Source organism: Janibacter terrae (assembly GCF_039636765.1).
In the GTDB taxonomy this organism is placed as follows: domain Bacteria; phylum Actinomycetota; class Actinomycetes; order Actinomycetales; family Dermatophilaceae; genus Janibacter; species Janibacter terrae.
This window is the reverse complement of record NZ_CP144167.1, coordinates 2528844-2551833: the sequence shown is the minus strand read 5'-3', so window position 1 is coordinate 2551833 and position 22990 is coordinate 2528844. Positions and strand designations below refer to the sequence as shown.

Below are 22990 nucleotides of genomic sequence, written 5' to 3'. Positions count from 1 at the left end.
ACCGTGCTCGTGCTGCTGCCCCCGTCGGAGTCCAAGGCTGGCCGTTCCCGCGGCAAGGCGCTGGACCTCCCTTCGCTCTCCTACCCGGACCTCGCGGGGCATCGTCGACAGGTGCTCGACGCCGTGGCCGCGGTGAGCGCCAGGGAGGACGCCCACGAGGTCCTCGGGGTCAGCCCCAACCTCGTCGAGGAGGTGGCGCGCAACACGGCCCTCACCACTGCCCCGGCGCCGCCGGCGGCGGAGGTCTACACCGGCGTGCTCTACGACGCGCTCGACCTCGGCGACCTGACCCCCGGCCAGCGGCGCCGCGCCAACCGGTGGTTGGTGGTCGTCTCGGCGCTCTTCGGCGCGGTCCACCCCGACGACCGCATCCCGCCGTACCGGCTGTCGATGGCGGTCAACCTGCCCGGGATCGGCCCGCTCGCGGGGCACTGGCGCGAGGCCCTCGCCGCCGAGCTGACCGCCGCGGCGGGCACCGGGCTCGTCGTCGACTGCCGCTCCAGCACCTACGTCGCGGCGTGGGTACCGAGCGGCGCGACCGCCGAGCGGTGGGTGCAGATCCGGGTGCCCGGCGCGACCCACATGGCCAAGCACACCCGAGGTCTCGTCGCCCGGCACCTGCTCGGGGTCGACCGCGAGCCGCGCACGCCCCGGGCGCTGGCCGCGGCGCTGGCACCGGCTTTCGACGTGGAGCTGCACGAACCCGCCGGACCCGGACGACCCTGGGTGCTCGACACGACGGCTCGGTGACCCGGGCCGTCGGCGGGTTCGCCATCTAGGGTGGCGAGCATGGCCGCGAAGCACCCCGTCACCCTCCGCCCGACCAACCCCGAGTCGGGCGACGTCGTCGCCGCCGCGGGTCTCAGCGGGCGCTTCGACGCGATCCGCGCCGAGCTCGAGGTACCGGGGGAGTTCCCGGCCGAGGTCGTGGCCGAGGCCGAGCGGGTCGCGGCGACGCCGCTGTCCACGCCGGAGCGCGACGAGAGCGACGTCCCCTTCCTCACCATCGACCCACCCGGGTCCATGGACCTCGACCAGGCGATGCACCTCGAGCGCGACGGAGACGGGTACCGGGTGCGGTACGCCATCGCGCACCTGGAGTCCTTCGTCGAGCCCGGGGGAGCCATCGACGCCGAGGCCCGCCGCCGTGGGCAGACCATCTACGCCCCCGACCAGCGCACCCCGCTGCACCCACCCGTCCTCAGCGAGGGGGCCGCCAGCCTGCTGCCCGGGGAGACCCGGCCGGCGTACGTCTGGGACATCCGGCTCGACGCCCGCGGTGAGCACACGGCCGCCGAGGTCCGCCCCGCGCTCGTGCGCAGCGTCGACCGGCTCGAGTACACGGCCGTGCAGGAGAGCATCGACGCCGGCACCGACGACGAGCGGCTCGTCCTGCTCAAGGAGATCGGGGAGAAGCGCATCGCGCTCGAGCAGGAGCGTGGCGGTGCCTCCCTGCCCATGCCCGACCAGCAGGTCGAGGAGGTCGAGGGTGGCTTCCGGCTGCACCTGCGCCCGCTCGTGCCCGCGGAGGACTGGAACGCGCAGATCTCCCTGCTCACCGGCATGGTCGCCGCGGACATGATGCTGGCGGCCGGGGTCGGCATCCTGCGCACGATGCCCCCGCCGCAGGAGCGTGCGATCAACCAGCTGCGCCGGGTCGCGAGGGCGCTCGGCGTCGACTGGCCGGAGGGGACCGACCACGGGGCCTTCCTGCGCTCCCTCGACGGCCGCGATCCCAGGCACCTCGCGCTCATCCACGAGTCGACCGTCCTCTTCCGCGGGGCGGGCTACACCGCCTTCGACGGCGGGCTGCCCGAGCTCGTCGAGCAGGCCGCGATCGGCGCCCCGTACGCCCACGTCACCGCGCCGCTGCGTCGGCTCGTCGACCGGTTCGGCCTTGCGCTGTGCGCGGCCCTCAGCGCCGGAGGAGAGGTCCCCTCGTGGGTGCGGGAGGCGCTGCCGCAGCTGCCCGAGCTCATGGAGGCCTCGGACCGTCGGGCCGGCGGGGTCGAGCGCGCGACGACCGACGCGGTCGAGGCCGCGACCCTCGCCGACCGCGTCGGGCAGGACTTCGTCGCGGTCGTCGTCGACGTGCCCGAGGGCAGGGACGACGCCGGCGCGCTCGACGTCCAGCTGCTCGACCCACCCGTCCTCGCCCGCGCGAAGGGGGCGGCCGGGCTCGGCGCCGAGGTCACCGTGCGCCTGACGCAGGTCGACCTGGCCACCGGGACGGTGGACTTCGAGGTGGCGTGAGGGACCCTCTTCGCCATGGTCTAGACTCACCGGCAGCGAAAGGGAGTAGTCCCCAACAGGTGTGTCGACACACTGAGCCTCGGCCTCGGCCCCGGCTCCGGCACATCGGGCCAGTCACCTGGCGGACGAGACTTTCGACCGGTTTTGTTTGCGACGATCCCGGTCGGGGCTCGTCGCACCACGACTCCTCGTCCGGGCGGACGAGGAGTTTTTTCATGTTCTCTGCACTGGTGCTCAGCACCGTGGTGATCTTCGTCGCCGAGCTCGGCGACAAGAGCCAGCTCATGGCGATGACCTTCGCGACCCGCTACCGGGCCCGCGATGTCATCATCGGCATCACCGCCGCCACCGCCGTGGTCCACCTGGCGTCCGTCGGCATCGGGTACTTCATCGGCGCGAGCTTCGAGAAGTACCAAGGAGCCATCGCGATCGTGGCCGGCCTGGCCTTCCTGGCCTTCGCCGCCTGGACCCTGCGCGGTGACGAACTCACGGACGAGGAGGCGCAGAAGGCCCGCAAGGCGAAGGGGTCCGCGCTCCTGGCCGTGGGTGTCGCCTTCTTCCTCGCCGAGCTCGGTGACAAGACGATGCTGGCCACCATCACCCTCGCGGTGCGGGAGGACTGGTTCGGCACGTGGATCGGCTCGACGATCGGCATGGTCGCCGCGGACGCCCTGGCCATCGCGGCCGGCGCGATCCTCGGACGCAAGCTCCCGGAGAAGGTCATCACGTACGGCGCCGCGGCGGCCTTCGCGATCTTCGGGCTGGTGCTCATCGCCGAGGGGCTCGGCTGGTTCGGCTGACCGGCGCCCCCGTGTGCACGAAAGGTCGTGCTGGTGCATCTCGTGGCTCGTGACGCCACCGGATGCATCAGCACGACCTCGTGTGCACAGCCGTGCGGGGGATGAGCCGGCCTGTAAGCCGGGTACCCGTGCAGCCCGCTCTGTGAGCGGGCTGTGGGCGCGCTGGTCCGTCTGTGGTCCGTCCCGGCTTCCGATCCGGGCGGGTCAGCTGTCGTCGATCGGGCCGAGGCGCGCGGCCCACCAGCGGAGCATCCGGGCCCGTCGCAGGTACTCCTCACGAGGAATGCCCTGCTTGTGCTTGGTCTCGGACAGGGTTCCCTCGAGGAGCTCGAGCTCCTCGGTGATGAGGGTCCGCAGGTAGGAGGTGCGGTTGCGGCAGGTGGTGGAGCAGTAGAGCGTGAGATGGCCGGTGCCGACGTAGTCGACGGGGCCGGCGCACTCCGGGTTCATGCACGGCGCGGTCGCCCCGACGGGATGAGCGTCCATCTCGAGAGCCATCCGCGCGGCCCGGACTCGGACGTCGTCCACGTGCTCGCCGAGCAGGGGTGTGATGCCGGAGGGGTAGCGCGCCATGAGTTACTCCTATGTCAAGCGGCGGCCGCGAGTCCAGTCGCGGTCGTTGCTTGGTCGGTGGTCAGGTGGTGGAAGACGACGCGAGCGAGGCGTCGTTTGAGGCAGCGCAGGGCTTCGCGGTTGGACATGCCTTCGGCCTTCTTCTTCTCGTAGTAGGCCTTGCCCAAAGAGCCCTGCAGACGTACTTGGGTGATGGCGATGCGGTGCAGTGCGGCGTTGAGCTGTCGGTTGCCGGAGCGGGTCATCCGCACTCGGCCGGCGGTGTTGCCCGACCAGACCGGGATCGGCGCGACCCCGGCATGGCGGGCGAACGCGGCCTCGCTGTGGAACCGTGACGCGCCCGCGGACTCACCAATCAGCTTGGCCGCGGTCAACGCCCCGACCCCGGGCATCGCCAGCAGCGTCGGTGCCGCCTCCTCGGCCAGGAGCGCGATGCGCTTCTCGTACGTCTTGGCTCGCGCGGTCAGCGCAACGATGTCGTCGAGCTCCTCCAACGCCAGCTCGGCCACGATTCCTTCGAGGGTTACCAGCCACGCACGCAGCTGCTGCTGGTGCTTGGCCAGGTCCAACGAGCGAGCTTTGGGGGCCCGGGCCGGGTCGAGCTCGTGCACCCGCCACAGCAGCGAGTTGATCGTCGCTGTGCGTTGCGCGACAAGGGTTTCGCGGCGATCGACCAGCAACTTCAGCTCCCGGGACGTCTCGTCGTGCGAGGCCACCGGCAGCGACGGTTCGCGTAGGTACGCGCGAGCCACGGCCAACGCGTCGATCGGGTCGGACTTGCCACGGGTACGCGCGACCCGGCGCTGCTCGGCCATCATCTTCGGCGGAACCCGGACCACCTGCTGCCCACTGGTGAGCAGGTCTCGCTCCAGGCGGGCGGACAGGTGGCGGCAGTCCTCGATGGCCCACACGAGCTCGTCGCCGAAGCGCTCCCGAGCCCACGCCAAGGCCTTGCGGTGCCCGGCCGTGACCGCCTCGACCGTGATCTGCCCGACCTGCTTGCCGACCTGATCGACCGCGACGAATGTGTGCGTGCGCTTGTGGACATCGGCTCCAACAACAACCATGGTGGTTGCCTCCTTCACCTGATCAGTGACTGGACGGTTGGGGCCGGTCGGCGGACACATCTCAGTGGGGGCGATGCCACGCTCCTATCAAGTCACGCCGGCCGGTCCTTCACACCAGGCGTCGGCATAACGCATGCTGATCAGCCCGAAGGCGACAGCGACTCTATGAGCCAGACACCCGGCGCTCAGGATCCAACCACCGCGTGAGCGGTGCAATCACCCTGACACTGACCGTGACTCTAGGACTCGCAGCCCACGCCGTCGCCGTCACGGTCCAGGTGGTCGCCGTAGCCGGGCTGGCCACGGTAGACGGGCGCGGCGCCTGCCGCCTTCGCATCGCTGCAGTTGTCGTAGTACGCGGCCGGCGGTGCCGCCGGCGGAGGCGGCGGCGGAGGTGCCTGGGTGGTGGTGCTGGGCCGCTGAGTCGTCAGCGGCTGCGGCGCCCGCGTGGTCGACGACGAGCTCGGCTTCGGCTTCGGTGAGCTCGACGACGTGCGGCTGCGCGGCGACGACGACTTGGACGAGCTCGAGCTCTTCGTCGTGGTGGTCGTGCTCGTCGTCGTCGACCTGGTCGTCGTGCTCGAGGTGCGCGTCGTCGTGGTCGTGCTCGTCGACACCAGCGGCCGGCGCTGGTCCGTGTCCTCCTCTTCACCGAAGACACTGCCGATGGCGCCGAAGCAGCAGCAGAGCAGGATGACGAACCCGACGATGCCGCCGCCGATCGCCAAGAGCTTGTTCTGGGCCCTGTTGCGACGACGCTGGGTCGTGGTGAAGCGAGCCATGATCTTCCTCCCCGAAGATGCCTAGCGGGTTGGCAGTGGCGTGCCCCCGCAGCCGGAGAGTATCCGGTTCAGAGCGTCCTTTTCGGGCGGGGTGACCCACAAGTTGTGCTTCTTCTTCACGGCCACCTGGCGGGCTGCGTAGTCACACCGGTACGGCTTGCGGGGTGGGAGCCAGGTCGCGGCGTCCCCGTCGCGCTTCTGCGCGTTCGTCGGACCGTCGACCGCGAGCAGGTTCAAGGGGTCGTTCGCGAAGTTCTGGCGCTGCTCGGGCATGAGTTGCTGGCCGCCGGTCTGCCAGGCGTTGGACAGCGCGACGACGTGGTCGATCTGCACCGCGCTCGAGGTGGCTTGGCCGCGGACGAAGGGGATGCTGCGTCCCGTGTACGGGTCGTGCAGGGTGCCGGAGAGGGCCACGCAGTTGTTGGTGCCGGGCTTGATGGTGACGTCGGTGAGGTCGCGGCGGAGGATGTCGTTGCGGGTGTCGCACCCGTTGTGGCCGTACTGCTCTGTGACGTCGTCGGACCAGGCCTGCCCGAACATGGCGCGGTCGTACCCGGTCTTCGGGGCGCGGCCCTTCACCGGCAGCCGCGAGAGCGCGTCCATGGCCGACGAGGTGCCCGCGGGTGGGCTCGTGGGCTTCGGGGCGCTGGGCCGGGTGGGCTTGGGCGCCGCTGTGGCCGTGACGGTCTCAGTCTTGGTGACGGGTGGCTCTTCGACGACGACCACGACTTCTTCGTGCGTGGCGGTGACCGTGGTCGTGATCGTCTCGGGCTCGCTCCCGGCTGGGGCAGCGCACGCGCTGAGTGCGAGCATGGCCACCGCTGCCCCCACGATCCCCTTGGTCATGCGGTCAGGATGCCACCGGGCGGTGACAGTCCCAGTCGTTGGGTGGCGGCTCACCGGATCCGGTCCACTTGCGGAGGCTGTAGCGGCGCACCGCGCGGCCGTTGATGACCGTGTCGGCGCCGGTGTTGCCGGGGATCCACAGGCGCCATCCTTCGTCGGCGAGCTCTCGGGCCCAGGCTTCGGGGTCGTCGCCGGGGTGGAGGTCCGCGAGGGTGTAGCGCCACATGAGGCGGAACCGTGGCACGCAGGTGTGACAAGCGGGCACGACGAAGAGCGCCCCTTCGCCAATACGGCGAAGGGGCGCTGGGGTAGCCTCACTGCCCATCGACAGGGGGAGGCTTTGGGTGGGACATTGGAAGAAGCACGGCAGAAAGGATCTTGAGGCAGTCCTGGGCGAATATCACGAAGCGGGATGGCGCATCGAGGACCCGCCGACGTACTATCGTGTGCTCTGTCCCTGCGGCTCGCACATGCGGTGGATTCACCTGACTCCATCCGATCCGAAATACGCGATGAACGCACTGAAATGGCTGTACCGCCAGCCGTGCTACGAGGGGAGCAAGTAATGACTGCGACGGTTCACCTGACTCACTTCTTCAGCACGACGTCCGCTTCCGTCTTCGACGAGTGCGATCGCATCATGGCCGAGCTCGTCCGCCGCGAGGACACCGACGGGACTGTCCGTGACGCTGCCGTGAGCGCGGACGCCGAGCACGGCATCGTCGAGGTTGAGGTCGTCTCAGACGGCGTGGACGAGCAGGATGCTGTCCACGCGGCAGTGGCCCGCATCCGCGCGGCCGTCTCCGCCGTCGTCGAGATCGACGGCGCCATGCAGCAGCGCGAGGTAACCGCCGAACTCGTCCCCTGCTGATTACCCGACACGAACGTAGAGCCCCCTTCGCCACTTTGGCTAAGGGGGCTCCTGTGCTCTCACCTGCAGCGTGAGGTCACGCCGCAAGCGAACCGGTGGGTGTGGATCGTTAGCCGGCGGTGTCGTCGTCGGGCTCGCCCGGGTCGGCAAGGGGCAGCGGTGTGGGCAGGCTCGATCGGTCGAGGTAGGTCCGCATGAGCCAGGACAGGCCGGCCACTGCGATGGACTGGAAGAACGAGAACCCGACGAGGGTGGCGCCGAACTCGCTCCACGACGCGGCCGTTGTGACCGCGGTGAAGAGCGTGACTACGAGCGCGGCCGCGACGGAGAAGCCGAGGCCCTGCAGGAGGGTCCGGGCGGCGCGGTTGCGGGCGTCGGTCTTGAGGGCGTGCCGGGAGGCGCGGGTGGTGGGGGTGGTCATGGTCAAGCTCCGATCTCAGTGGTGGAAGACGACGCGGGTGGCCCCGTTGTGGCCGTGGATCGCCTCGACGTCCTCGATGGACGGCCAGACGACGGTGGACTGGCGGTCGCCGCGCCAGCGGATGACGGTCACGCCGTCGGGGAAGACGACGCCGTCGGCGACGGTCCCGGTGCCGGAGACGCCGGACACGTCGGTGTCTCGCTCGAGGGTGAAGGTGCGCATGGTCAGGCTCCGATCTTCGGTGAGGTCATGCGGTGGGCGAGGGCGAGCAGGAGCATGGCGGCACCCGCGACGACCCCGAGCGCGCGGGCGGTCGGCCCGTCGTTGGCTCGGCAGTGGAGCCGGTCCACGCGGGCGTCGGCCCAGCGCAGGACGAGCGGCCGGGGGGTCACGAGTCGGCCTTGTCGATGAGTCGGTCGACCTTGTCCTCGATCTCGTCGAGCTGGTCGTCGGTGAGGCCCTGCTGGCGGGCGACAGCACGAGCGATGGCGAGCGCCTTCTGCGCGTCGCGGGCCGCTGCGCCAGCGCGGGTGTAGCCCCAGATCAGGATCTGGTTGCGGGTGCGCGGCTTGGTCTCGCCGGGGATGCTGACGGACTCGGACCAGTGGGCGCCGATGCCGTCGCGGACAGCCTTGGTGATGTCGGAGATGGAGGCCATGTCAGTGTCGTCTTCCTGTGGGGTGATGGTGGTCGTGCCGCCCTTGGCGAGGGCGACGATCCGGGCGAAGGGCAGCGCGCCGGGGTCACCGTGGCTGTTCTCGGGGACGTGCTGGTGGCCGCACCAGCCCTCGAAGGAGCGCCACTGGGCGAAGGTGAAGCGCGCCGGCGACGCGCCGTAGGACGCGGGCCAGACGCCGGGGCGGCGGATGTCCTTGCCGTAGCGCAGCCAGACGTCGGGGCCCTCGAGGGGGATGCCGTGGCGTCGGTGCATGTCCGCGAGGAAGTCGGCGACGCCCTGCAGGCACCACTCGGGCGCGTCCGGCCAGTAGATGTAGTCCACGCCCGCCTTGCCGACGCCGGGCCACGAGACAGCGTGCTTGTCGTCGCAGGTGCCCACCAGCTCAACCTGGACGACGTTGGCCGTGTTGGTCTCCACGCCGCCGGGGGAGTTGACGAGCGCACGCGCGCTCATCTCGTCGGGGAAGTGCGCGCGCCAGACGAGCTCCTGCCGCTTGATGTCAGGCAGGGCGGTGTAGCTCGGCGCCGACGCGCCGCCACCGTAGCCCGGCCACGTCGCGCCCTCGGTGGTGTGGAGGACGCCGCAGTTGGGGGTGATCTTGGCACCGGGGTACGCCTTGGCGAACCATTGCGCGCTGGTGTTGGCGAGGTGGTAGATGCTCACGGGCGGGTCTCCTAGCGGTCAGTCGAGCGGCGGGGGGGTGGGGGGTGCGGGCTGCTCCCGGTGGACGTGCCAGCGGTCGACGAGGTCGCGGTACCAGGCGCCCCACGTCTGGCGCATGGACCGCACGGACGTCTCCAGCGCGTCGATGCGCAGGCGGTCGGCCTCGCGGTCTGCGCGCAGTCGCTGCACGTCGGCCTCGAGCATCGCCGCGGACGCCTGCACGATGCCAAGCGCTTCCTTGGACAGGGCGACCTCAGCGGCGTGCCGGGGAAGGGGGTCGGCCTTCGCGTCGCGGCGTCTGAGCCACCACGCGGCCCCGCTGCCGACGATGCCGAGGAGGGTGGCGAGGGCGGTCAGCTCGGCGGCGCTCATGTGTGGCCCCGCATCTTGCGCAGTTCACGCTCGGTCGCGGCGAGTCTGAGCGCGGACCCGATGCCGAGCGCCGCGCCGAGCGCCCACGAGTTGACGGACCCGGGGAAGGCGACGAAGACGGTCACGGCGTAGATCGACCACGCGGTGCCGATGAGCACGAGGCCGAACCGCTCGTGCGCGTACCCGACCATGAGGTCGGTGGAGTTGTCGAAGAGGCCTCGGGCTGTCCACGCGCCGCCGACGATGAGCATGATGGCGAGCGCGACGACGAGGGGGTCGGGGAGACGGTCGACGCTCGGTGACGTGCGGGAGCCTGCGACGGTCGCGGCGAGGGACGACGCGCCGAGGGCCACGGACAGCAGCGCGATCAGCAGTTCCCACGGGTGGGCGAGCATGTGATCCAGCACGGACGGGGGGTGTGAGCCCCGGTAGATGCGGTTGGGCATGTCGCTCCTCATCGTCGGCGCTCCTGGTGCAGCAGGCGCCTGAGCACTTTTGCCCGTGCGGCGGCCTGGGTTGGGTGGGAGGGTGGTGCTCGGCCGCTCCCCGAGTCCTGCACGACTCGGGGAGCGGTCCGGTCAGCCAGAGACGTGCGCGGCGCGCACGTCGGCAACCCACCGGATGGTCTTGCCGGCCTCACCTGTGGCGAGCAGGCGGAACGTGCCGGCAGAGAACGATGCGGCGGTGAGGGTCCATGCGGTCGCGCCTGCGGATGCGCCGAGCTGGGTGACGGTGGGTGTCCCGACGTAGGCGGCGGTGTTGCCGGCGTCGCGCTTGAAGCACCCCCTGACCTCCCATGCGGCGTTCTCTCCGTCCACGTCGGCGCGGCGTGCGACAACGAGCGCGGTGAACGCCCACGTCGTGTTCTCGGGGATGGTGGGTGGCGTGCCGGGGGTGGTGTCGAGGCTGCCCGCGGTGGCGTCGGTGGTCTGGCGCTTGAGGACCCACCGGGAGGTCTGTGCGTCGCCGGGGGTGGCGAAGGGCTGCGCGGCGTGGACGCCCTGGCCGTGCTCGGTGGCGACGGCCCCGTACCCGGTGGTCACGGAGTAGGCGCCGGAGGCGGTGTTGTCGCGGCCTCCGATGCTGGTGGCGCCGGTCGCGGTGGCAGCGTTGGTCAGGCCACCGACGACGGTGGCGGAGTTGCCGGAGGCGGTGTTGGACGACCCGCCGGCGACGGTGGCCTGGGAGTTGGTGGCCTTGTTGGAGACGCCGCCGGAGACGAGTGCCCCGTTGCCGGTGGCCTCATTGCCGCTGCCGCCGCCGACGGTGGCCTGGTTGCCGGTGGCCTGGTTGCTGTTGCCGCCTGCGATGGTCGCGTTGGTGCCGGCGACCTTGTTCTGTGTGCCGCCGCCGATGCTGCCGTAGGACGACCCGGCAGCGAAATCGTGCCGGGACCCGCCCGACATGGTGTTGTGGTTGGCGTCGACACCAACCTTGGCGTGGTAGCCGTGGACGATGTTGGCCCACCCGTTGACGACGGTGTCGTAGCCGCCGAGGAGGAAGTTCCAGTTGCCGTTGGTGTCGGTCAGAGTGGGGGCGCCGGTGAGGTTGCTGGTGGCGGTGTCGACGTTGGCGAGGTTGCCGCCGATGACGTTCTCCTGGCCGCCGGAGCCGCCGCCGAGGACGAGGTTCGTGCCGGTGTCTGCGCGGGTGACGTGGGCGAACTGGCCGAGGGTGATGACGTCGCCCTGCGTGTATGACCCGGCGCCTGCGCGGGTGGTGCCGCGTGCGGTCGTGGCGTCGAGCGCGGCGTCGGTCAGGGGGCCGGCGCCGGTGTTGATGAGCGCGGCCACGCCCTCGTCCTGCGTCATGAACTGCGCCTGGAGCGCGGTCTGCGCGTCGGCGGCGGACTGCGCGGACGAGGCCTCGGCGGACTCGGCGGCCACGCGAGACGCGGCAGCCTCGTCGGCGATGGCCTGCACCTCCGCGGCCCGCATCCCCGGCCACCCGCGCGACTCGAAGACCGCGCCGTTGGGCTTGACGACGAAGCGGGGCGGGCGGGTCTTGCGCTCGAAGCGGGCCACGTCAGACTCCCTTGTGTCGGATGGTCACGGGCGACTCGGCCACGAGCTGGACGTGGAGCCCGCCCGGCACGGTGACCTTCGCCGACCACGCCAGCGACCGGCCTGCAGGGAAGGCTGCGCGCGACCCGGCCTTGTCGGCGAGGACGGTGCGCGACGCAGTGAAAGCGAAGGTCCCGTCAGCACGCGGCACCCACGTCAGGGCGGCGACTACCGTCTCGCTCGCCACGTCGTAGATGTTCGCGACCGGCTCCGTGCAGGCCGTCCAGTCGTAGACCGCACCCGCAGAATCCGTGACGACCGCGCCCAACTCGAGCAGCACGTCACGGCCCTCGGGGATCTCAACCTCCCAGAAGATCAGACCACCGGACTCGCTCCCGTCGGCCTGCAGCTCCGTCCAGTCCGCCATCTCAGCCCACCTCCACCGGGTGCGTCGGGTCGAGCGGACCGGACCACGAGCCGACCGCCACGAGGGTCCGCGCAGGCGTGCGGTCGCCCTCGGGCGGGTCATGCGGGCCGTCGTGCTGCACCCTGGCGAGGGTGTCCGTGAAGGTCTCCGTGGCGCCGTTGAGGCCGACGGGGGCGGTGATCGTGAGCGTCTGCCCGAGGTGGGTGGCGCACAGTTCGCCGACAGTGATGATCGTGGGCATCATCGTCTCCTTCTGCCGCGCGTGGCGACGATCTGATCCAGCGTCAGGCGGGGCCGCCCAACGGAGAGGGTCACGACGTCCGTGCCCTCGTGGGTCGCCTCGCGGATGCGGTGCGTGATGAGCGGCTCGTCCGCGGTCAACGCGCACGTCGTGGCCGCGAGGAGCTGCGACGGCGGGACCATCTGCTGCGTCACCGTGTCCAGCACCGGCTCGGTCACCGTGATGGTGCCCGCGGGGACGCGGCGGGCGACCTGGTCGAGCATCATCGCGCCGATCCGCTGCACCGTCTCCCACTCGCCGAGGGTGGCGTCCAGCTCGACCGGTGGCGCAGAGTGGACCCCCTGGAGGTCCGCGATGTCCGGGTAGGCGACCGGGTCCGCGACGAACGTCGCGGAGCGGGGCCGGTTCTTCCAGTCGACCCACCCAACGTTTACCCGGTTGAAGAGGGTGTCGGGGGACCGGTCGATGTCGACCTCCGCGCGGGCGGTGTCGATGACGAACCGCGGCTTGTCCTCCCAGAGGCGCCACCAGAACGGCGCGAGTCCCGTGGTGGGGGAACGCCGGCCGATGCGCCACAGGTGGTCGGGGTGGACGAGCATCATGTCGTCACCGATCTCGCCCGGCGCCGTCTGCTCCCGGTAGTCGGCCTGCGTCAGGCGCCACGTATCCATTTGGATCTCAACCTCGCGGGGGTCGACGATCCCGCGCAGGCACCGGCCGACGAGGTCCTCGAAGATGTCACCGGCGCGGATGCGGCCGTCCATCTCCTCCTCGGTGAGCGATCCGACGGCAGCGCCGTGGCGGTCCACGCGGGCCCCGCACACGACGACCTGCGACGCAGCCACCCACACGTTCTCGTTGGTGACCTCGTACCCCGCGGAGTCCGTGAACTCCGTCGCGAGGATCAAGTAGTTGGAGTCGGCGACGCCCGCCGAGGGGGACACGGCCGGGTCTGGAGGGTCGGGCCATCCGGTGCCGCCAGCCTGCCGGCGGATCGTCGCCGCCGTCGTCGACCACGACACCTGGAAGGCCGTCCCGTGGTAGAAGCGGTTGCCGTACTCGAGCACTGTGCGCAGGTAGGACGGCGCGCCCAAGCTGACCTGCGGGTGCTGCGCGGTGCCGCTGTCCAGGAGGCACCGGAAAGACCCGATCCACATGTCCGAGCCCATGTGCCCGAGGTAGGCCATGCGCCCACCGAAACCCGGGTAGATGCCCTTGCCCTGGTCGATCTGCATGACGACGGAGTCCCACGGCGGGTCCATCGGCCGCGCACCCGTGGACGTGTCCCAGTTCCGGTGGGAGCGGTAGTTGAGCGTCTCCCGCTGCCACTCCCGGTAATCCCGCACGATGTACGGCAGGGACCAGTAGGTGGACATCGTGTCGTTGGAGTTGCCGACACACTGGACGGTCGCGGACGCGCCCAGCGGGGAGCGTTGCACGGCGTCGGGGGCGTTGGAGATCTGGCCTGTCCACAGCACTTCGCCGGACGCGGGGTCGGAGATGACGACCTTGCAGTCCTGGGTGAGGTGCGATGACAGCATGGGGTCGAGCACGGTGAAGGATGCGGGGCCGCAGCCGCGGACCTCGTCGGTCCACGTTGTGCCCTCCACGCGGGGTGTCAGGTGCCGGATGAAGCCGGAGCCGCGCTGGGGGACGGCGATGGTGACGACCGGTTCAGCCATGCCTCACCGCTCCTGACCGAGGTGCAGCAGCCGCGGGGAGGTGTCCACGCGGAAGGTGGAGGTGATGGCGACGGTGTCGATGCCCACGGGCGCGTCGGTCGTGTCGAGGAAGACGGACACGCACGTCGCCATGCCGGGGGTGGCGACAGGCCAGCCACCCTGCCGTAGGGGCTGCGGCACGAAGTGGTGCTGGCCGACGTAGTCGACGATCGCCACGCGGCGACGCTCACCGTCCATGCGGAGGGTGAAGATGTCACCGAAGCCGATGCCGTCCGCGAAGTCCGCGAAGCACGCGGAGGCGTTCGCGCCGCGAGCCAGGTCGACGGGCACGAACGCGACTTGGTCGAGGTGGAGCAGGCTCGTGGACGAGGTGACGGTCGGCGTGACGTCGATGCGGATGCTCGGCGGCATGAGCACGGCGGGGTCTAGGCCCTCGCCGGTGTCGCCGAGGGGGTGCTGGAGGTAGCCGATCGGCACCCACGACGCGCGCGAGCCACCGGACAGGGGCCGCCAGGATCGCCAGTCCTGGAAGCCGACCTGGCTGCCCCAGGTCTGGCCCATGCGGATCTTGACCTCACCGGTGCCGCCCTCGCGGAAGAGCCTGGCCATGACGAGGTACCGGCCGGGCTCGGGGCGCCAGGTCGTTGAGCCCTTCGTGACGGCGATGTTGAAGTTGCCCGTCGAGGTCAGGGGCAGGGTCAGCGCCGTGCCGCCGGACATCGAGGCGTGGCCGGTGGTGCGCGTCGCAGTGCCGCCCGAGTCGAAGTCGGTGTCCTCGCGGATGATCGCGGGCCGGCCCCCGTTGATGAGTGGCGAGTCCCACGGCACCGAGAAGCTGCTCACCATGACCCGGCGGCCGTTGATGTTCACCGACGGGCGCACGTCCACCTGCAGCGGGCACGGAGCCTCGCCCGGCGCGTCGATGACGATGCCACGGTCGGTGCCCTGGTTGGTGATCGCCGCCGTGACCGAGTCCGTGCCGACCATCGGGACCGCGCGCCGAGCGCCGACTGCGGTGGAGTCCGCGGTCAGGGTGAGGGTCCAGCGCCAGTGCCCGCCGCCGTCGACGTAGGCGTCCGACATGGAGAACGAGCCGGGGGAGCGCGGGTGGATGCGGAACCACACCGGGTCCGTGCTCGGGGTGCGCTGCGCCAGGAGCCACCGGTCGGGCACGGAGATGGCGCGTGCGACCTGCTGCATGGCCTGGCCGACGGTGGAGTCGGCCCCGCGGATCAGGAGCGGGATCGTGATCTGTCGGCCCTGCTCGATCGGGTACCCGGCCTCGTCGAACGTGACGTCTGGATCGCCGAAGTCCAGTCCGTCGGCCTGGACCTCGACAACGTTGGTGGCCAGGTCGGCGTGCACCGCGGCCCCGTCGATGGGTGCGGCGGTGATCTGCAGGCGGTGCACGCTCACAGGAGTCCTCCTCGGGATCGGCCGCGGGACGAGTTCGCGGCGTTCGCGAGCTCGCTCTTGCGTTGCTGCGCGGTACCGGCGTACGCGCCGCGGTAGACGGGGCCCTCGATGTGGCGGGCGACGGCCTTGCCGAGACGGTCGTAGTCGATCGCTGCACCTGCCGTGGAGCCGCCGGGCGTGGAGGCGTAGGTCCGTTGCGGGCGGACGTAGGTGCGGCTGGCGTGCGCGTTGGGGGTGCGGATGAACGCGCTGCGGCCGTTGAGCGCCCCGGAGCTGGTGCCGCCCTCGGCGGTGCGCCCGTTCAGGCCTCCCGAGCTCGTGCCGCCCTTGGCGCCGCTGGCGTGGATCGCGTCCCACTCGGCCTGCTTGAGCAGGTAGTACGCCGAGTGCTGGCCCGTGTACCGGCGCTGACCGGTCCGCTTCGGCGCGTTGAGAGCATCCTCGTAGACGTCCTGCGCCGCGTTGAGCGACGCGATCGCCCGCGCCACAGCAGCGGGAGGGGAGCCGTACCCAACCCACCGCGCGGTCCCGTCCTCGGAAAGGCGGACCATGCTCGAGCCGTCCTCCCACCGGTACCTGCCCGCCAGGCCACGCACGTTGCGGAGTTGCGACTGCCAGCGGGAGTACACGCCGCCGGCGGCCATCTCGGTGATCTGGTCGAGCGGCACGACGGCCTTGCCGAAGCGCCGCGCGGTCTCCGCGAGGATCATCTCCGCGCGGCCGCGAAGGTCGGGGCGCTCGGGGATGTACGACTCCCACTTAGAGCGGGTGTCCTCGGCCATGAGGATGCCGCGCGTGGACGTCGGGTAGATCCCGGGTCGCACGGACCCGCCGGGGCGCATCCCGCCGGCCGCCATCGGCTCTATGCCGTCGATGCCGCCCGCGGCCTTGAGGCCGACGTTGCGGTGCTGCGTGGTGACCGTGACCGTCTTCGGCTGGATCGCGTTCATCGCGGCCTGCACACCCGCCAGCGCCATCAGCGCCGCGCCCGTGTTCGCCTCGATCGTGACCGTCCGTGACGGCGGCACCTCGTAGATCTTGTTCTTGAACTGGACGACCCGGCCACCGGCAGCGGTCGACCCGAGCTCGGTGACGGTGACCCACTTGCCGTCCACCTCGGCGATGGACGAGCGGAACTGGTCGACGCGGCCCTTCGCCGCCCACGAGGACCCGGCCTCCGTGACGGTCACCGTCTTGCCGGTGGTGTCGCGGATCATCTCGTTGAAGGCCATGACGCGCGCCTTCGCGGGCGTCGCGCCGTGCTCCGTGACGCCGACGTCTTTGCCCTTGGGCAGGCCGAACAGGGTGCCGGCGAAGTCCAGGACCTTGTTCCGGGCCTCGGTCGAGCCGGTCTCCTTGACCTGTGCCCGCGCGACTTGCCCGTCGATGTCCTTGATCTTGCGCTGGATCTCTTGCATGTCCGCGGAGGCCTTCGTCGTGTCGACCTTGACCTTCGCGGCGACGTCGATGCCCTCGAGCTTGAACAGCTCGTCGGCGAGGGCCTTGGCTTCCTTCTTCGGGATGCCGAGCGCGGTCGCGTACTCCATCCACCGCTTGCGGCCCTGCGAGAGGATGCCCTGCGCCTTGTCGACGTCGCCCGTCGCGGTGAAGACGGCCGCGGCCCACTCCTGTGTGGAGTTGGCCAGGTCGTCCAGCGCCGCCTCGTTTGCGCGGCCGGCCTCCGTGGAGATGTCGAGGGTGTGCCCGTTCTCCTCGATGGACTTGCCCACGGCGTCCAGGGCCGCCTGGTACTCACGCGCGGACCCGCGCTCTCCGAGGGTCGCGTCGCCGAGGCCCTTGATGGCCTTCGTGAGCTCCTCGGCGTCCTCCGCGGCCTGGTCCATGTCGGCGCCCAGGGCGTCCACGTCGTCGCCGAGTCCGGCTGTCTCGTCGCCGGTCAGCTTCGCCTGGTTACCGGCGGCGGCCTGCGCCTCCGTGAGCAGCGGCAGCTTCGACCGAAGCTCGTCCGTCGACACGCCGGCAGCGTTCGCCTTCGCCGCGAACTGCCCGAACAGCTCCTCCGCGACGTCACCGCGGCCCTGAGACACCAACCCGGAGAGGACCGTGTCGAGCTGCGTCAGGGTCTTGTTCGACTCATCGACGGTCGTCTGCATGTCAGCGGCGCCGAACGAAATGGCCTTGAAGACGCCGTCGAACCCGCTGGACGTGGAGTCCATCCAGTCGGGGTTGAAGGCCACCCGCAGGGCGTCGTCGAAGGACGAGACGTTGTCCTGCATGTAACCCATCTCGGCAGCGTTCGCCGCGATGGAGCTGTTGAAGACGGCCACCGCGTCGTCGGCGTCCAGGACGTTCTTCGTCAGCTCCTCGACGCCGACGGCGCTGCCCTTGTCCTGCAGGAGCGACCCGACGGTGCCGACGGCCGCGGAGATCGCGAGCGTGGCAGCGAACCCGCGGGCGGCCTTCGCTGCGCCGTCCAGGCCCCGCTCGACCTTGGGGGTGAGCATCCCGATCTCGTCGAGGCGGTTGCGGAAGTCGTGGGTGGCGCCGACGGCCTTGACGGCCGCGCCACCGAGCAGCGCCACGCCGGCGGTCACGCCTGCGACGCCGGTGATGGTGGACTGGACGGGCTCGGGCAGGCTCACGAAGGCGTTGGCGAGACCGGCGACCTTCTCGGCGCCGGCCGCGAACATCGGCCCGATCACGGAGCCGGCGTCGATCGCTGCGTCCCGCATCGTGTTCTTGGCGATCTGCAGCCGCGACTCGGTGGTGGCGTACCGCTTGCCGGCCTCCTCGGCCAGGGCGGCGTTCTCCTCCCACGCGGTCGCGCCGAGCTTGAGGGACTCGGTGACCAGGTCGGACGCGCCGGCCGCGCGCAGGAGAACTTGGGCGTTCTGCGTGCCGCCGAGGCCGACCTCGTCGAGTGCCGCTGCCGCGTCGCCACCGGACTCTCCGATGCGGCCCAGGCCCGTCACGAACAGGTTGGTGGCCTCGATGGGGTCCTTGCGCCACGCGGTGGCGAACTCGGACGCGGACACGCCCGCGATCTCCGCGAAGGCGTCCAGCTCCTCGCCGCCGGAGATGACGGCGGAGTTCATCTCGAGCAGCGCGCGGGACATGGCGCCGCCGCCGAGCTCGGCCTCGATGCCGACGGACGACAGGGCGTTGGACAGAGCGAGGATGTCCGCTTCGGTCGCGCCGATCTGCTTGCCTGCGCCGGACAGCCGCAGCGCCATCGCCATGATGTCGGCCTCGGTGCTGGCGCCGTCGTTGCCGAGCGCGACCAGGGCCGCGCCCATGCGCTCGTAGCCCTGCACGCCTTCGCGGGCCGCGGTGCCCATGACGTTGGAGAACTTCGCGAGGGACGTGGCGGCTTCGTCGGCGGTCAGGTTCGTGGACTCGCCGAGCGCGACCGCGGTCTCGGTGAACCCGAGAATGTCTTCGCGGGCGACGCCGAGCTGACCGGCGGCCTCGGCGACGGCGGCGAGCTCCTCGTGGGTGGCGGGCAGCTCCTTGGCCAGCCCGCGCAGGCCTTCCTCGAGCTGGGCCATCTGCTCGGGGGTGCCGTCGGTGGTCTTGGTGACGCCCGCCCACGCGGACTCCCACCCGATCGCGGCCTTCGTCGCGAGCCCGAGCCCGCCGGCGACGACGGCCCCGCCGAGCATGGCCTTGGACGAGAGGTCGTCCCACGCGGCCCGGTTGGCGTGGATGGACGTCGTCAGCCGGTCCAGGCCACCGCCGGACCCGGACATGCCCCGCTCGGCGGCGGTGACGCCCTTGACGGCCTTCTCGTACCCGTGGACGGCTTGCTCGCCCTGCTTGAATCCGGCGACGGCCTTGCTCGCGTCGACCTCGAGGCGGGTGCGGATGACCTGCGTCACGGGCCCTCCCTTCCGGGGGTGGTTCGGTCAGGCGTGGAAGGGCGGTACGTGGATCGGGTACGTCATCGCGTGCTCGAGGACGGCGTCTGGCGTGACGTACTGGCGGTGCCCAGGAGGTGCCGCCCGGTCACCGCGGCGCTTGTCCTCCCGCTCCAGGGCCGCGCACCCTTGGCAGGTGGCGCCATGGACGTGCAGGTGGCCGGCCGCGTCCGGGTCCATCGCGTAGGTGCGGGGCGTGCCGCAGGAGGGGCACAGGTCGTCCTCGTACGCCTGCAACGCGAGGAGCAGCAGCCGGTCACGGCGCCGCCACTTCGCTCCCGGGCGCCGCTGCCCGCGCAGGACGGACAGCGGCTGCCCGATGGAGCGGGCTGCTCTCAGCTCTTGGAGGAGGTGTCTCCAGCGGGGGAGGCAGAGGGCGGCTGCGAGAAATCCGGCTCCACCCCGGCGGCGGTCGCCTCGTTGAGGGCGTCGATGATCGCCTCCCACTGCAGGGCGCCGATCTTCTCGGCCATGACGCCCCACTGCTCCAGGGTCAGCACCCGCCCGGAGGCGTCCGGGTGCACGCGGGGGTCGAGCTTGTAGACCTGCGCGCAGTGCGCGATCGCGGACTGGTTGTACTCGTCCAGCTCGCCGCTGCCGGCCTTCGCGTCGGCGGCGGCCTGCCGGCGGGTCGCGCGGGTCAGGCCCTCCACGCGCACGTAGACGAACGTGGACTTGGCCTGCTCCTCCAGGTCGGCCAGGCGGGCGCGGGCCTCCTCCAGCTCGGGGGAGGCCGTCGTGGCGGCGCGACGCTTCGCGGGACGGCCCTCGGCCTTGGCGTCGCTCTCCGCGCGCTCGAGGATGAGGATCTCGCGGAGCTGCTCCTGGATCTGCTGCCCCAGGGCACGGTTCTGGGCGACGGCAACGGTCTTGGTGGGGTTGACGACGCCCGCGATGAACGCGTCGAAGTCGAACTGGTCGAGGTCGGCGGGCTTGGGCTTGACGGCCTCGGGGGTGGTGGTGTCGGGCACGACGGATCTCCTTGGTGAGGGTGGGGCACGGGGCGGGCACGAAGGGGGCGATGCTTGGACCGGTGGCTGCCGCCGTGCCCAACGGCAGCCACCGGCGTATGAGGGGGATCAGACCGCCGCGACGATGGCCTTGTCCCGGGCGGGGGAACCGGTGGAGCGGAACTGGGCGTAGAACTCGAGCTCGCCCTCACCGCCGGGCACCAGGCCCTCCTTGATGGACAGGCGCACCGGGTACGCGGAGTAGATGTCGCCGGTGACGAGCTCCTGCTTGCCGGAGATGCCGAACCGCTCGATCAGGACGTACTCCTCGCCCTCGGTGAGCGCGGCGTAGGCGATGGACACGGCGGCGATGGGGTCCTGCGGGTCGTACACGAACCGGGTCTGGTCGAACTCGGTCTTCTTCGTGCCGGGGATGTCGTACTCGTACTCCTCGCAGGCGCGGCGGCCGGTGCCGGTGCTTTCGCTGGTGGAGCGGCCGTACCCGTCGCCCTGCAGGACGCAGGAGACGTTGACGGCGCCGACCGCGTTGACCTCGGTCGCGGTGATCGCGTCGAGGTTGGCGATGCCCGCGCGGGGCACGACGGTCAGGGACAGCTTGCCGGCGGCGGTGATGCCGGAGGGGACGTTGAGCATGGGTCAGCTCTCCTTCGTGGTGGAGGTGATGGCCGCGACCTTGTCGGCCTTGGTCGTCGCGCCGGTCAGGTCCACGCCGCGCTCGGCCGCGTAGGCGTCGAGCTCGTCGTGCGTGGACTTCTCGCTGATGACCGGCTGGCCGGCGAGGTCGGTGCGGGCCTTGCCCGGCGCGGGGTGGGAGGCGCGGGGGCGGCCGTGCTTGTCGACGACCGGCTCCCCCTCGAGCACCTTGGCGTTGATGTTGCTGGCGTGCGCGCGGGTGGCGTTGTACTCGGCCCCGGTGCTGGGGTCCTTGACGCGCACCACCTCGAGCGGGTGCTTGGTGTCGCTCATGCGTGGGCCCTCCTCAGGGCGAGATTCGGATGGGTGGGTCAGGACGCCTGGGTGGCGTACTGGATGGGCACGTACCAGCGCGGAGGGCTGGGGTCTTGGTCCAGCCGCAGCGGGCCGGGGTCGTAGTCGTCGAAGGCGGTGAAGCCCTCGTGGAGGGGCGCGGTGAGTTCGCGGCCGTCGACGGTGGTGAGGGTGAGTCCGTCGAGGAGTGGGCGTGCGCGGTCGATGCCCCATCGGGTCTTGGCGGGGGTGCCGCCGGCGACGGTGAGGATGGGCCGCCACCGGGTGAGGGTGGTGGCGGCGACGGCTCGGGTGTGGTTGCGCCCGCCAGGGGACGTCTGGAGGAACAGATAGGCGTGGGCGGTGCCGTCGGGGTCGATGCGGGCGTCGCCGACGTGGTTCTCCCACAGGTCGAGCCCGTTGTCGTTGACGCGCACTGGGGGTCCGTCGCCGGGAGCGGGGTGGCGCCACCGGGTGACGGGCGCGAGGGCGCGGACGAGTGCCTCGTGGAGGTCGCGGCTCGAGGTCACGTGATGCCTCCTCCGGCGATGCGTTCGAGGGCGGCGGTCCATCCGGGCACGTGCCGGTCGGTGGCGGGCGCGAGGAACGGCTGCGCGGCCATGCGGGAGGTGCCCTGCTCGACGTACATCGCGTAGCTGGCGGTGAATCCCACGGAGGCGGTCATGACGCCGTTGCGGCCGTCGCCGGCGTACTCGGTGCCGCCGCTGGCGCGCAGGTTGCCGGTGTCGACGGGTGCGAGGGTCTTCGCGTCCCGCTCGATCGCTGCGGCGGTCCGTCTGGTGGCTGCGGCAGCGCGGGCTCCGACGGTCGCGGACGCCAGACGCATCGCGGCCTGGTACTCGAGGACGCCGGTCGTGGTCGCCACAGTGGACCCCTCCTCAGCTGGTGGGTGGCTGCTGGTTGTGCGTGCAGACGAGGTCGCGGGTGAACCGCTCGCTGCCGTGCTGGACGTCCTCCACGACGAGGTCCAGGCCCGTCAGGTGTGGGTCGTTGGTCGCGGTGACGATCGTGACGACGTGGCCCTGCTCGAGGTCGGGGAGCGTCGCCAGGTCGGGGTCGTGGAGCTGGACGAGGTAGCGGCGGGTGGTGGACTCTTGGCCGGCCTGCTCGGCGCCCTGGTCGCCGAGGATGCGTTGCACGCGGCAGGGCCACCCGTCTTCGTCGGGGGCGGCGGGGGGCGGCAGGAGCACGAAGGGGGTGGACGGGGCGTACTGGCCGGCGTCGTCGTCCCACGCGCCGGGGGTGGCGCGGGCGGGGTCGGTGATGACGCATGCGGCGTTCATGCCGCCGGAGGCGACGGGCTGGTGGTGGCGGGACCAGCCGGTGGGCACGACACGCGTACCGGGGAAAGGGCTCACCGCGTGACTCCCTCGTAGACGTCGGGGCGGTGCCCGTCGCATCGGCACTCATCGGGGTGGTCCTCGAGGTGGTCGGTCCACGACACGTCAACCGACGTGTCGTAGTGGGCGTAGTCGTGGCCAGCGAGATCGGTGCACTGCTCACCGCGGGGACCACGCGCCGAGCACTGGCCGCGCCGGCGCATCACAGGCCCCACACGGTGTCGTTCGTGTGCTCGGGCCGGCGCCCGTCGCCCGCGATGGGCACCAGGTCGAACCCGTCGAAGGCCCCCAGGTCGGGGTCCTCGTCGCGGGCCCGGGCGCGCAGCGCGGCGGCCTGCTCGCGCAGCTCCCGCGCGACGGCCACGCCGTCGGTCTGCAGGTCCTGCGTGCGGATCTTCTTCCCGACGAGCACCTCGGACACGGCGATGGCGTCGAGGCAGCGGGCCGCGGCGAGCAGCACCGACCCGCCCTCCGCGGCCAGCGCGGCCTGCAGCTGCGAGTCGGGCAGGAGCTGGTCGGTCGGGTCGAGGTCGGCGATCAGGAAGCGGACGTCGGCGATGTCAGCCACGGCGAGGGCTCCTCTCGTGGTGGAAGGGGTTGGCGCGCAGGACACGTTCATGGCAGGGCGGAAAGGAAGCGCCCCGAACGGACCTTCACGAGTCGGTGATGTCCAGTCGGGCGGGGTCCCGTGTTGACGCGCCACCCCCGCCCCCCGACC

The 22990-nt window shown here is 71.2% G+C and carries 30 protein-coding genes; 5 read left to right on the top strand and 25 right to left on the bottom strand.

Features of this window, described 5'->3' with window-relative positions:
• Positions 1-3 precede the first annotated feature (3 nt).
• From V3C34_RS12590 to V3C34_RS12580, 3 genes are all read left to right on the top strand, one after another.
• Entirely contained in the window at positions 4-750 is a 747-nt protein-coding gene (locus V3C34_RS12590) for a YaaA family protein (RefSeq protein WP_068323226.1), read from the top strand.
• A 39-nt stretch (positions 751-789) separates the two neighbouring features.
• The gene (locus V3C34_RS12585) at positions 790-2253 is read left to right on the top strand and encodes an RNB domain-containing ribonuclease (RefSeq protein WP_346007320.1); all 1464 of its coding nucleotides are present in this window, start codon (positions 790-792) and stop codon (positions 2251-2253) included.
• 215 nt (positions 2254-2468) lie between these two features.
• Positions 2469-3053: a TMEM165/GDT1 family protein gene (locus V3C34_RS12580; protein ID WP_068323236.1), complete on the top strand. Its 585-nt coding sequence runs from the start codon at positions 2469-2471 to the stop codon at positions 3051-3053.
• A 204-nt stretch (positions 3054-3257) separates the two neighbouring features.
• Here V3C34_RS12580 and V3C34_RS12575 read toward each other — a convergent pair whose 3' ends face one another.
• The 3 genes from V3C34_RS12575 to V3C34_RS12565 all read right to left on the bottom strand — a co-directional run bounded on the left by V3C34_RS12575 (position 3258) and on the right by V3C34_RS12565 (position 5124).
• On the bottom strand, positions 3258-3626 hold the full coding sequence (locus V3C34_RS12575; protein WP_346007318.1) for a hypothetical protein: 369 nt from the start codon (positions 3624-3626) through the stop codon (positions 3258-3260).
• A 14-nt stretch (positions 3627-3640) separates the two neighbouring features.
• On the bottom strand, positions 3641-4711 hold the full coding sequence (locus V3C34_RS12570; protein ID WP_245634664.1) for an IS110 family transposase: 1071 nt from the start codon (positions 4709-4711) through the stop codon (positions 3641-3643).
• A 221-nt stretch (positions 4712-4932) separates the two neighbouring features.
• Entirely contained in the window at positions 4933-5124 is a 192-nt protein-coding gene (locus V3C34_RS12565; protein ID WP_346008566.1) for an excalibur calcium-binding domain-containing protein, read from the bottom strand.
• Between the two features lie 16 nt (positions 5125-5140).
• On the opposite strand from V3C34_RS12565, the gene V3C34_RS12560 reads away from it, so the two are divergent.
• The gene (locus V3C34_RS12560; RefSeq protein ID WP_346008581.1) at positions 5141-5500 is read left to right on the top strand and encodes a hypothetical protein; all 360 of its coding nucleotides are present in this window, start codon (positions 5141-5143) and stop codon (positions 5498-5500) included.
• Here V3C34_RS12560 and V3C34_RS12555 read toward each other — a convergent pair.
• Both V3C34_RS12555 and V3C34_RS12550 read right to left on the bottom strand, forming a co-directional pair.
• Positions 5497-6321, bottom strand: coding sequence for an HNH endonuclease family protein (locus V3C34_RS12555; RefSeq protein WP_346007316.1), 825 nt, complete (start codon positions 6319-6321; stop codon positions 5497-5499). The genes V3C34_RS12560 and V3C34_RS12555 overlap by 4 nt on opposite strands.
• Positions 6322-6325: 4 nt before the next feature.
• The gene (locus V3C34_RS12550) at positions 6326-6547 is read right to left on the bottom strand and encodes a hypothetical protein (protein ID WP_346007314.1); all 222 of its coding nucleotides are present in this window, start codon (positions 6545-6547) and stop codon (positions 6326-6328) included.
• A gap of 339 nt (positions 6548-6886) precedes the next feature.
• Here V3C34_RS12550 and V3C34_RS12545 point away from each other — a divergent pair, with 339 nt between their 5' ends.
• Entirely contained in the window at positions 6887-7192 is a 306-nt protein-coding gene (locus V3C34_RS12545) for a hypothetical protein (RefSeq protein WP_346007313.1), read from the top strand.
• Between the two features lie 109 nt (positions 7193-7301).
• Here V3C34_RS12545 and V3C34_RS12540 read toward each other — a convergent pair whose 3' ends face one another.
• The 20 genes from V3C34_RS12540 to V3C34_RS12445 form a co-directional block, all read right to left on the bottom strand.
• Positions 7302-7613, bottom strand: a complete 312-nt coding sequence (locus V3C34_RS12540; protein WP_346007312.1) for a hypothetical protein — start codon at positions 7611-7613, stop codon at positions 7302-7304.
• A gap of 15 nt (positions 7614-7628) precedes the next feature.
• The gene (locus V3C34_RS12535) at positions 7629-7835 is read right to left on the bottom strand and encodes a hypothetical protein (RefSeq protein WP_346007311.1); all 207 of its coding nucleotides are present in this window, start codon (positions 7833-7835) and stop codon (positions 7629-7631) included.
• A gap of 2 nt (positions 7836-7837) precedes the next feature.
• The gene (locus tag V3C34_RS12530; RefSeq protein WP_346007309.1) at positions 7838-8005 is read right to left on the bottom strand and encodes a hypothetical protein; all 168 of its coding nucleotides are present in this window, start codon (positions 8003-8005) and stop codon (positions 7838-7840) included.
• Entirely contained in the window at positions 8002-8955 is a 954-nt protein-coding gene (locus V3C34_RS12525) for a hypothetical protein (RefSeq protein ID WP_346007308.1), read from the bottom strand. The genes V3C34_RS12530 and V3C34_RS12525 overlap by 4 nt, the downstream gene beginning before the upstream one ends.
• An 18-nt stretch (positions 8956-8973) precedes the next feature.
• Positions 8974-9327 carry a hypothetical protein gene (locus tag V3C34_RS12520; protein WP_346007306.1) on the bottom strand — a complete coding sequence of 118 codons (354 nt, stop codon included), beginning with the start codon at positions 9325-9327 and terminating at the stop codon, positions 8974-8976.
• On the bottom strand, positions 9324-9773 hold the full coding sequence (locus V3C34_RS12515; RefSeq protein WP_346007304.1) for a hypothetical protein: 450 nt from the start codon (positions 9771-9773) through the stop codon (positions 9324-9326). The genes V3C34_RS12520 and V3C34_RS12515 overlap by 4 nt, the downstream gene beginning before the upstream one ends.
• A gap of 132 nt (positions 9774-9905) precedes the next feature.
• A complete protein-coding gene (locus tag V3C34_RS12510) occupies positions 9906-11351 on the bottom strand; it encodes a hypothetical protein (RefSeq protein ID WP_346007303.1) in 1446 nt (481 codons plus the stop codon).
• Between the two features lies 1 nt (position 11352).
• Positions 11353-11757 (bottom strand): hypothetical protein, encoded by a 405-nt coding sequence (locus V3C34_RS12505; protein ID WP_346007302.1) that lies wholly within the window; start codon positions 11755-11757, stop codon positions 11353-11355.
• Between the two features lies 1 nt (position 11758).
• Entirely contained in the window at positions 11759-11998 is a 240-nt protein-coding gene (locus V3C34_RS12500; protein ID WP_346007301.1) for a hypothetical protein, read from the bottom strand.
• Positions 11998-13680, bottom strand: coding sequence for a hypothetical protein (locus V3C34_RS12495; RefSeq protein ID WP_346007300.1), 1683 nt, complete (start codon positions 13678-13680; stop codon positions 11998-12000). The genes V3C34_RS12500 and V3C34_RS12495 overlap by 1 nt, the downstream gene beginning before the upstream one ends.
• A 3-nt stretch (positions 13681-13683) precedes the next feature.
• Positions 13684-15096, bottom strand: coding sequence for a hypothetical protein (locus V3C34_RS12490; protein WP_346007299.1), 1413 nt, complete (start codon positions 15094-15096; stop codon positions 13684-13686).
• Positions 15093-18935, bottom strand: a complete 3843-nt coding sequence (locus V3C34_RS12485; RefSeq protein ID WP_346007297.1) for a phage tail tape measure protein — start codon at positions 18933-18935, stop codon at positions 15093-15095. The genes V3C34_RS12490 and V3C34_RS12485 overlap by 4 nt, the downstream gene beginning before the upstream one ends.
• A 27-nt stretch (positions 18936-18962) precedes the next feature.
• Positions 18963-19211: a hypothetical protein gene (locus tag V3C34_RS12480; protein ID WP_346007296.1), complete on the bottom strand. Its 249-nt coding sequence runs from the start codon at positions 19209-19211 to the stop codon at positions 18963-18965.
• A gap of 98 nt (positions 19212-19309) precedes the next feature.
• Positions 19310-19945: a hypothetical protein gene (locus tag V3C34_RS12475; RefSeq protein WP_346007295.1), complete on the bottom strand. Its 636-nt coding sequence runs from the start codon at positions 19943-19945 to the stop codon at positions 19310-19312.
• A gap of 108 nt (positions 19946-20053) precedes the next feature.
• Entirely contained in the window at positions 20054-20578 is a 525-nt protein-coding gene (locus V3C34_RS12470) for a hypothetical protein (RefSeq protein ID WP_346007294.1), read from the bottom strand.
• Positions 20579-20581: 3 nt separating this feature from the next.
• The gene (locus tag V3C34_RS12465; protein ID WP_346007293.1) at positions 20582-20911 is read right to left on the bottom strand and encodes a hypothetical protein; all 330 of its coding nucleotides are present in this window, start codon (positions 20909-20911) and stop codon (positions 20582-20584) included.
• Between the two features lie 38 nt (positions 20912-20949).
• Entirely contained in the window at positions 20950-21441 is a 492-nt protein-coding gene (locus V3C34_RS12460) for a hypothetical protein (RefSeq protein WP_346007292.1), read from the bottom strand.
• A complete protein-coding gene (locus tag V3C34_RS12455; protein WP_346007291.1) occupies positions 21438-21797 on the bottom strand; it encodes an HK97-gp10 family putative phage morphogenesis protein in 360 nt (119 codons plus the stop codon). Before V3C34_RS12455 ends, V3C34_RS12460 begins: the two co-directional genes overlap by 4 nt.
• Positions 21798-21810: 13 nt before the next feature.
• Positions 21811-22290 carry a DUF6093 family protein gene (locus V3C34_RS12450; protein WP_346007290.1) on the bottom strand — a complete coding sequence of 160 codons (480 nt, stop codon included), beginning with the start codon at positions 22288-22290 and terminating at the stop codon, positions 21811-21813.
• 184 nt (positions 22291-22474) lie between these two features.
• Positions 22475-22840: a hypothetical protein gene (locus V3C34_RS12445; RefSeq protein ID WP_346007289.1), complete on the bottom strand. Its 366-nt coding sequence runs from the start codon at positions 22838-22840 to the stop codon at positions 22475-22477.
• Positions 22841-22990: the final 150 nt, after the last annotated feature.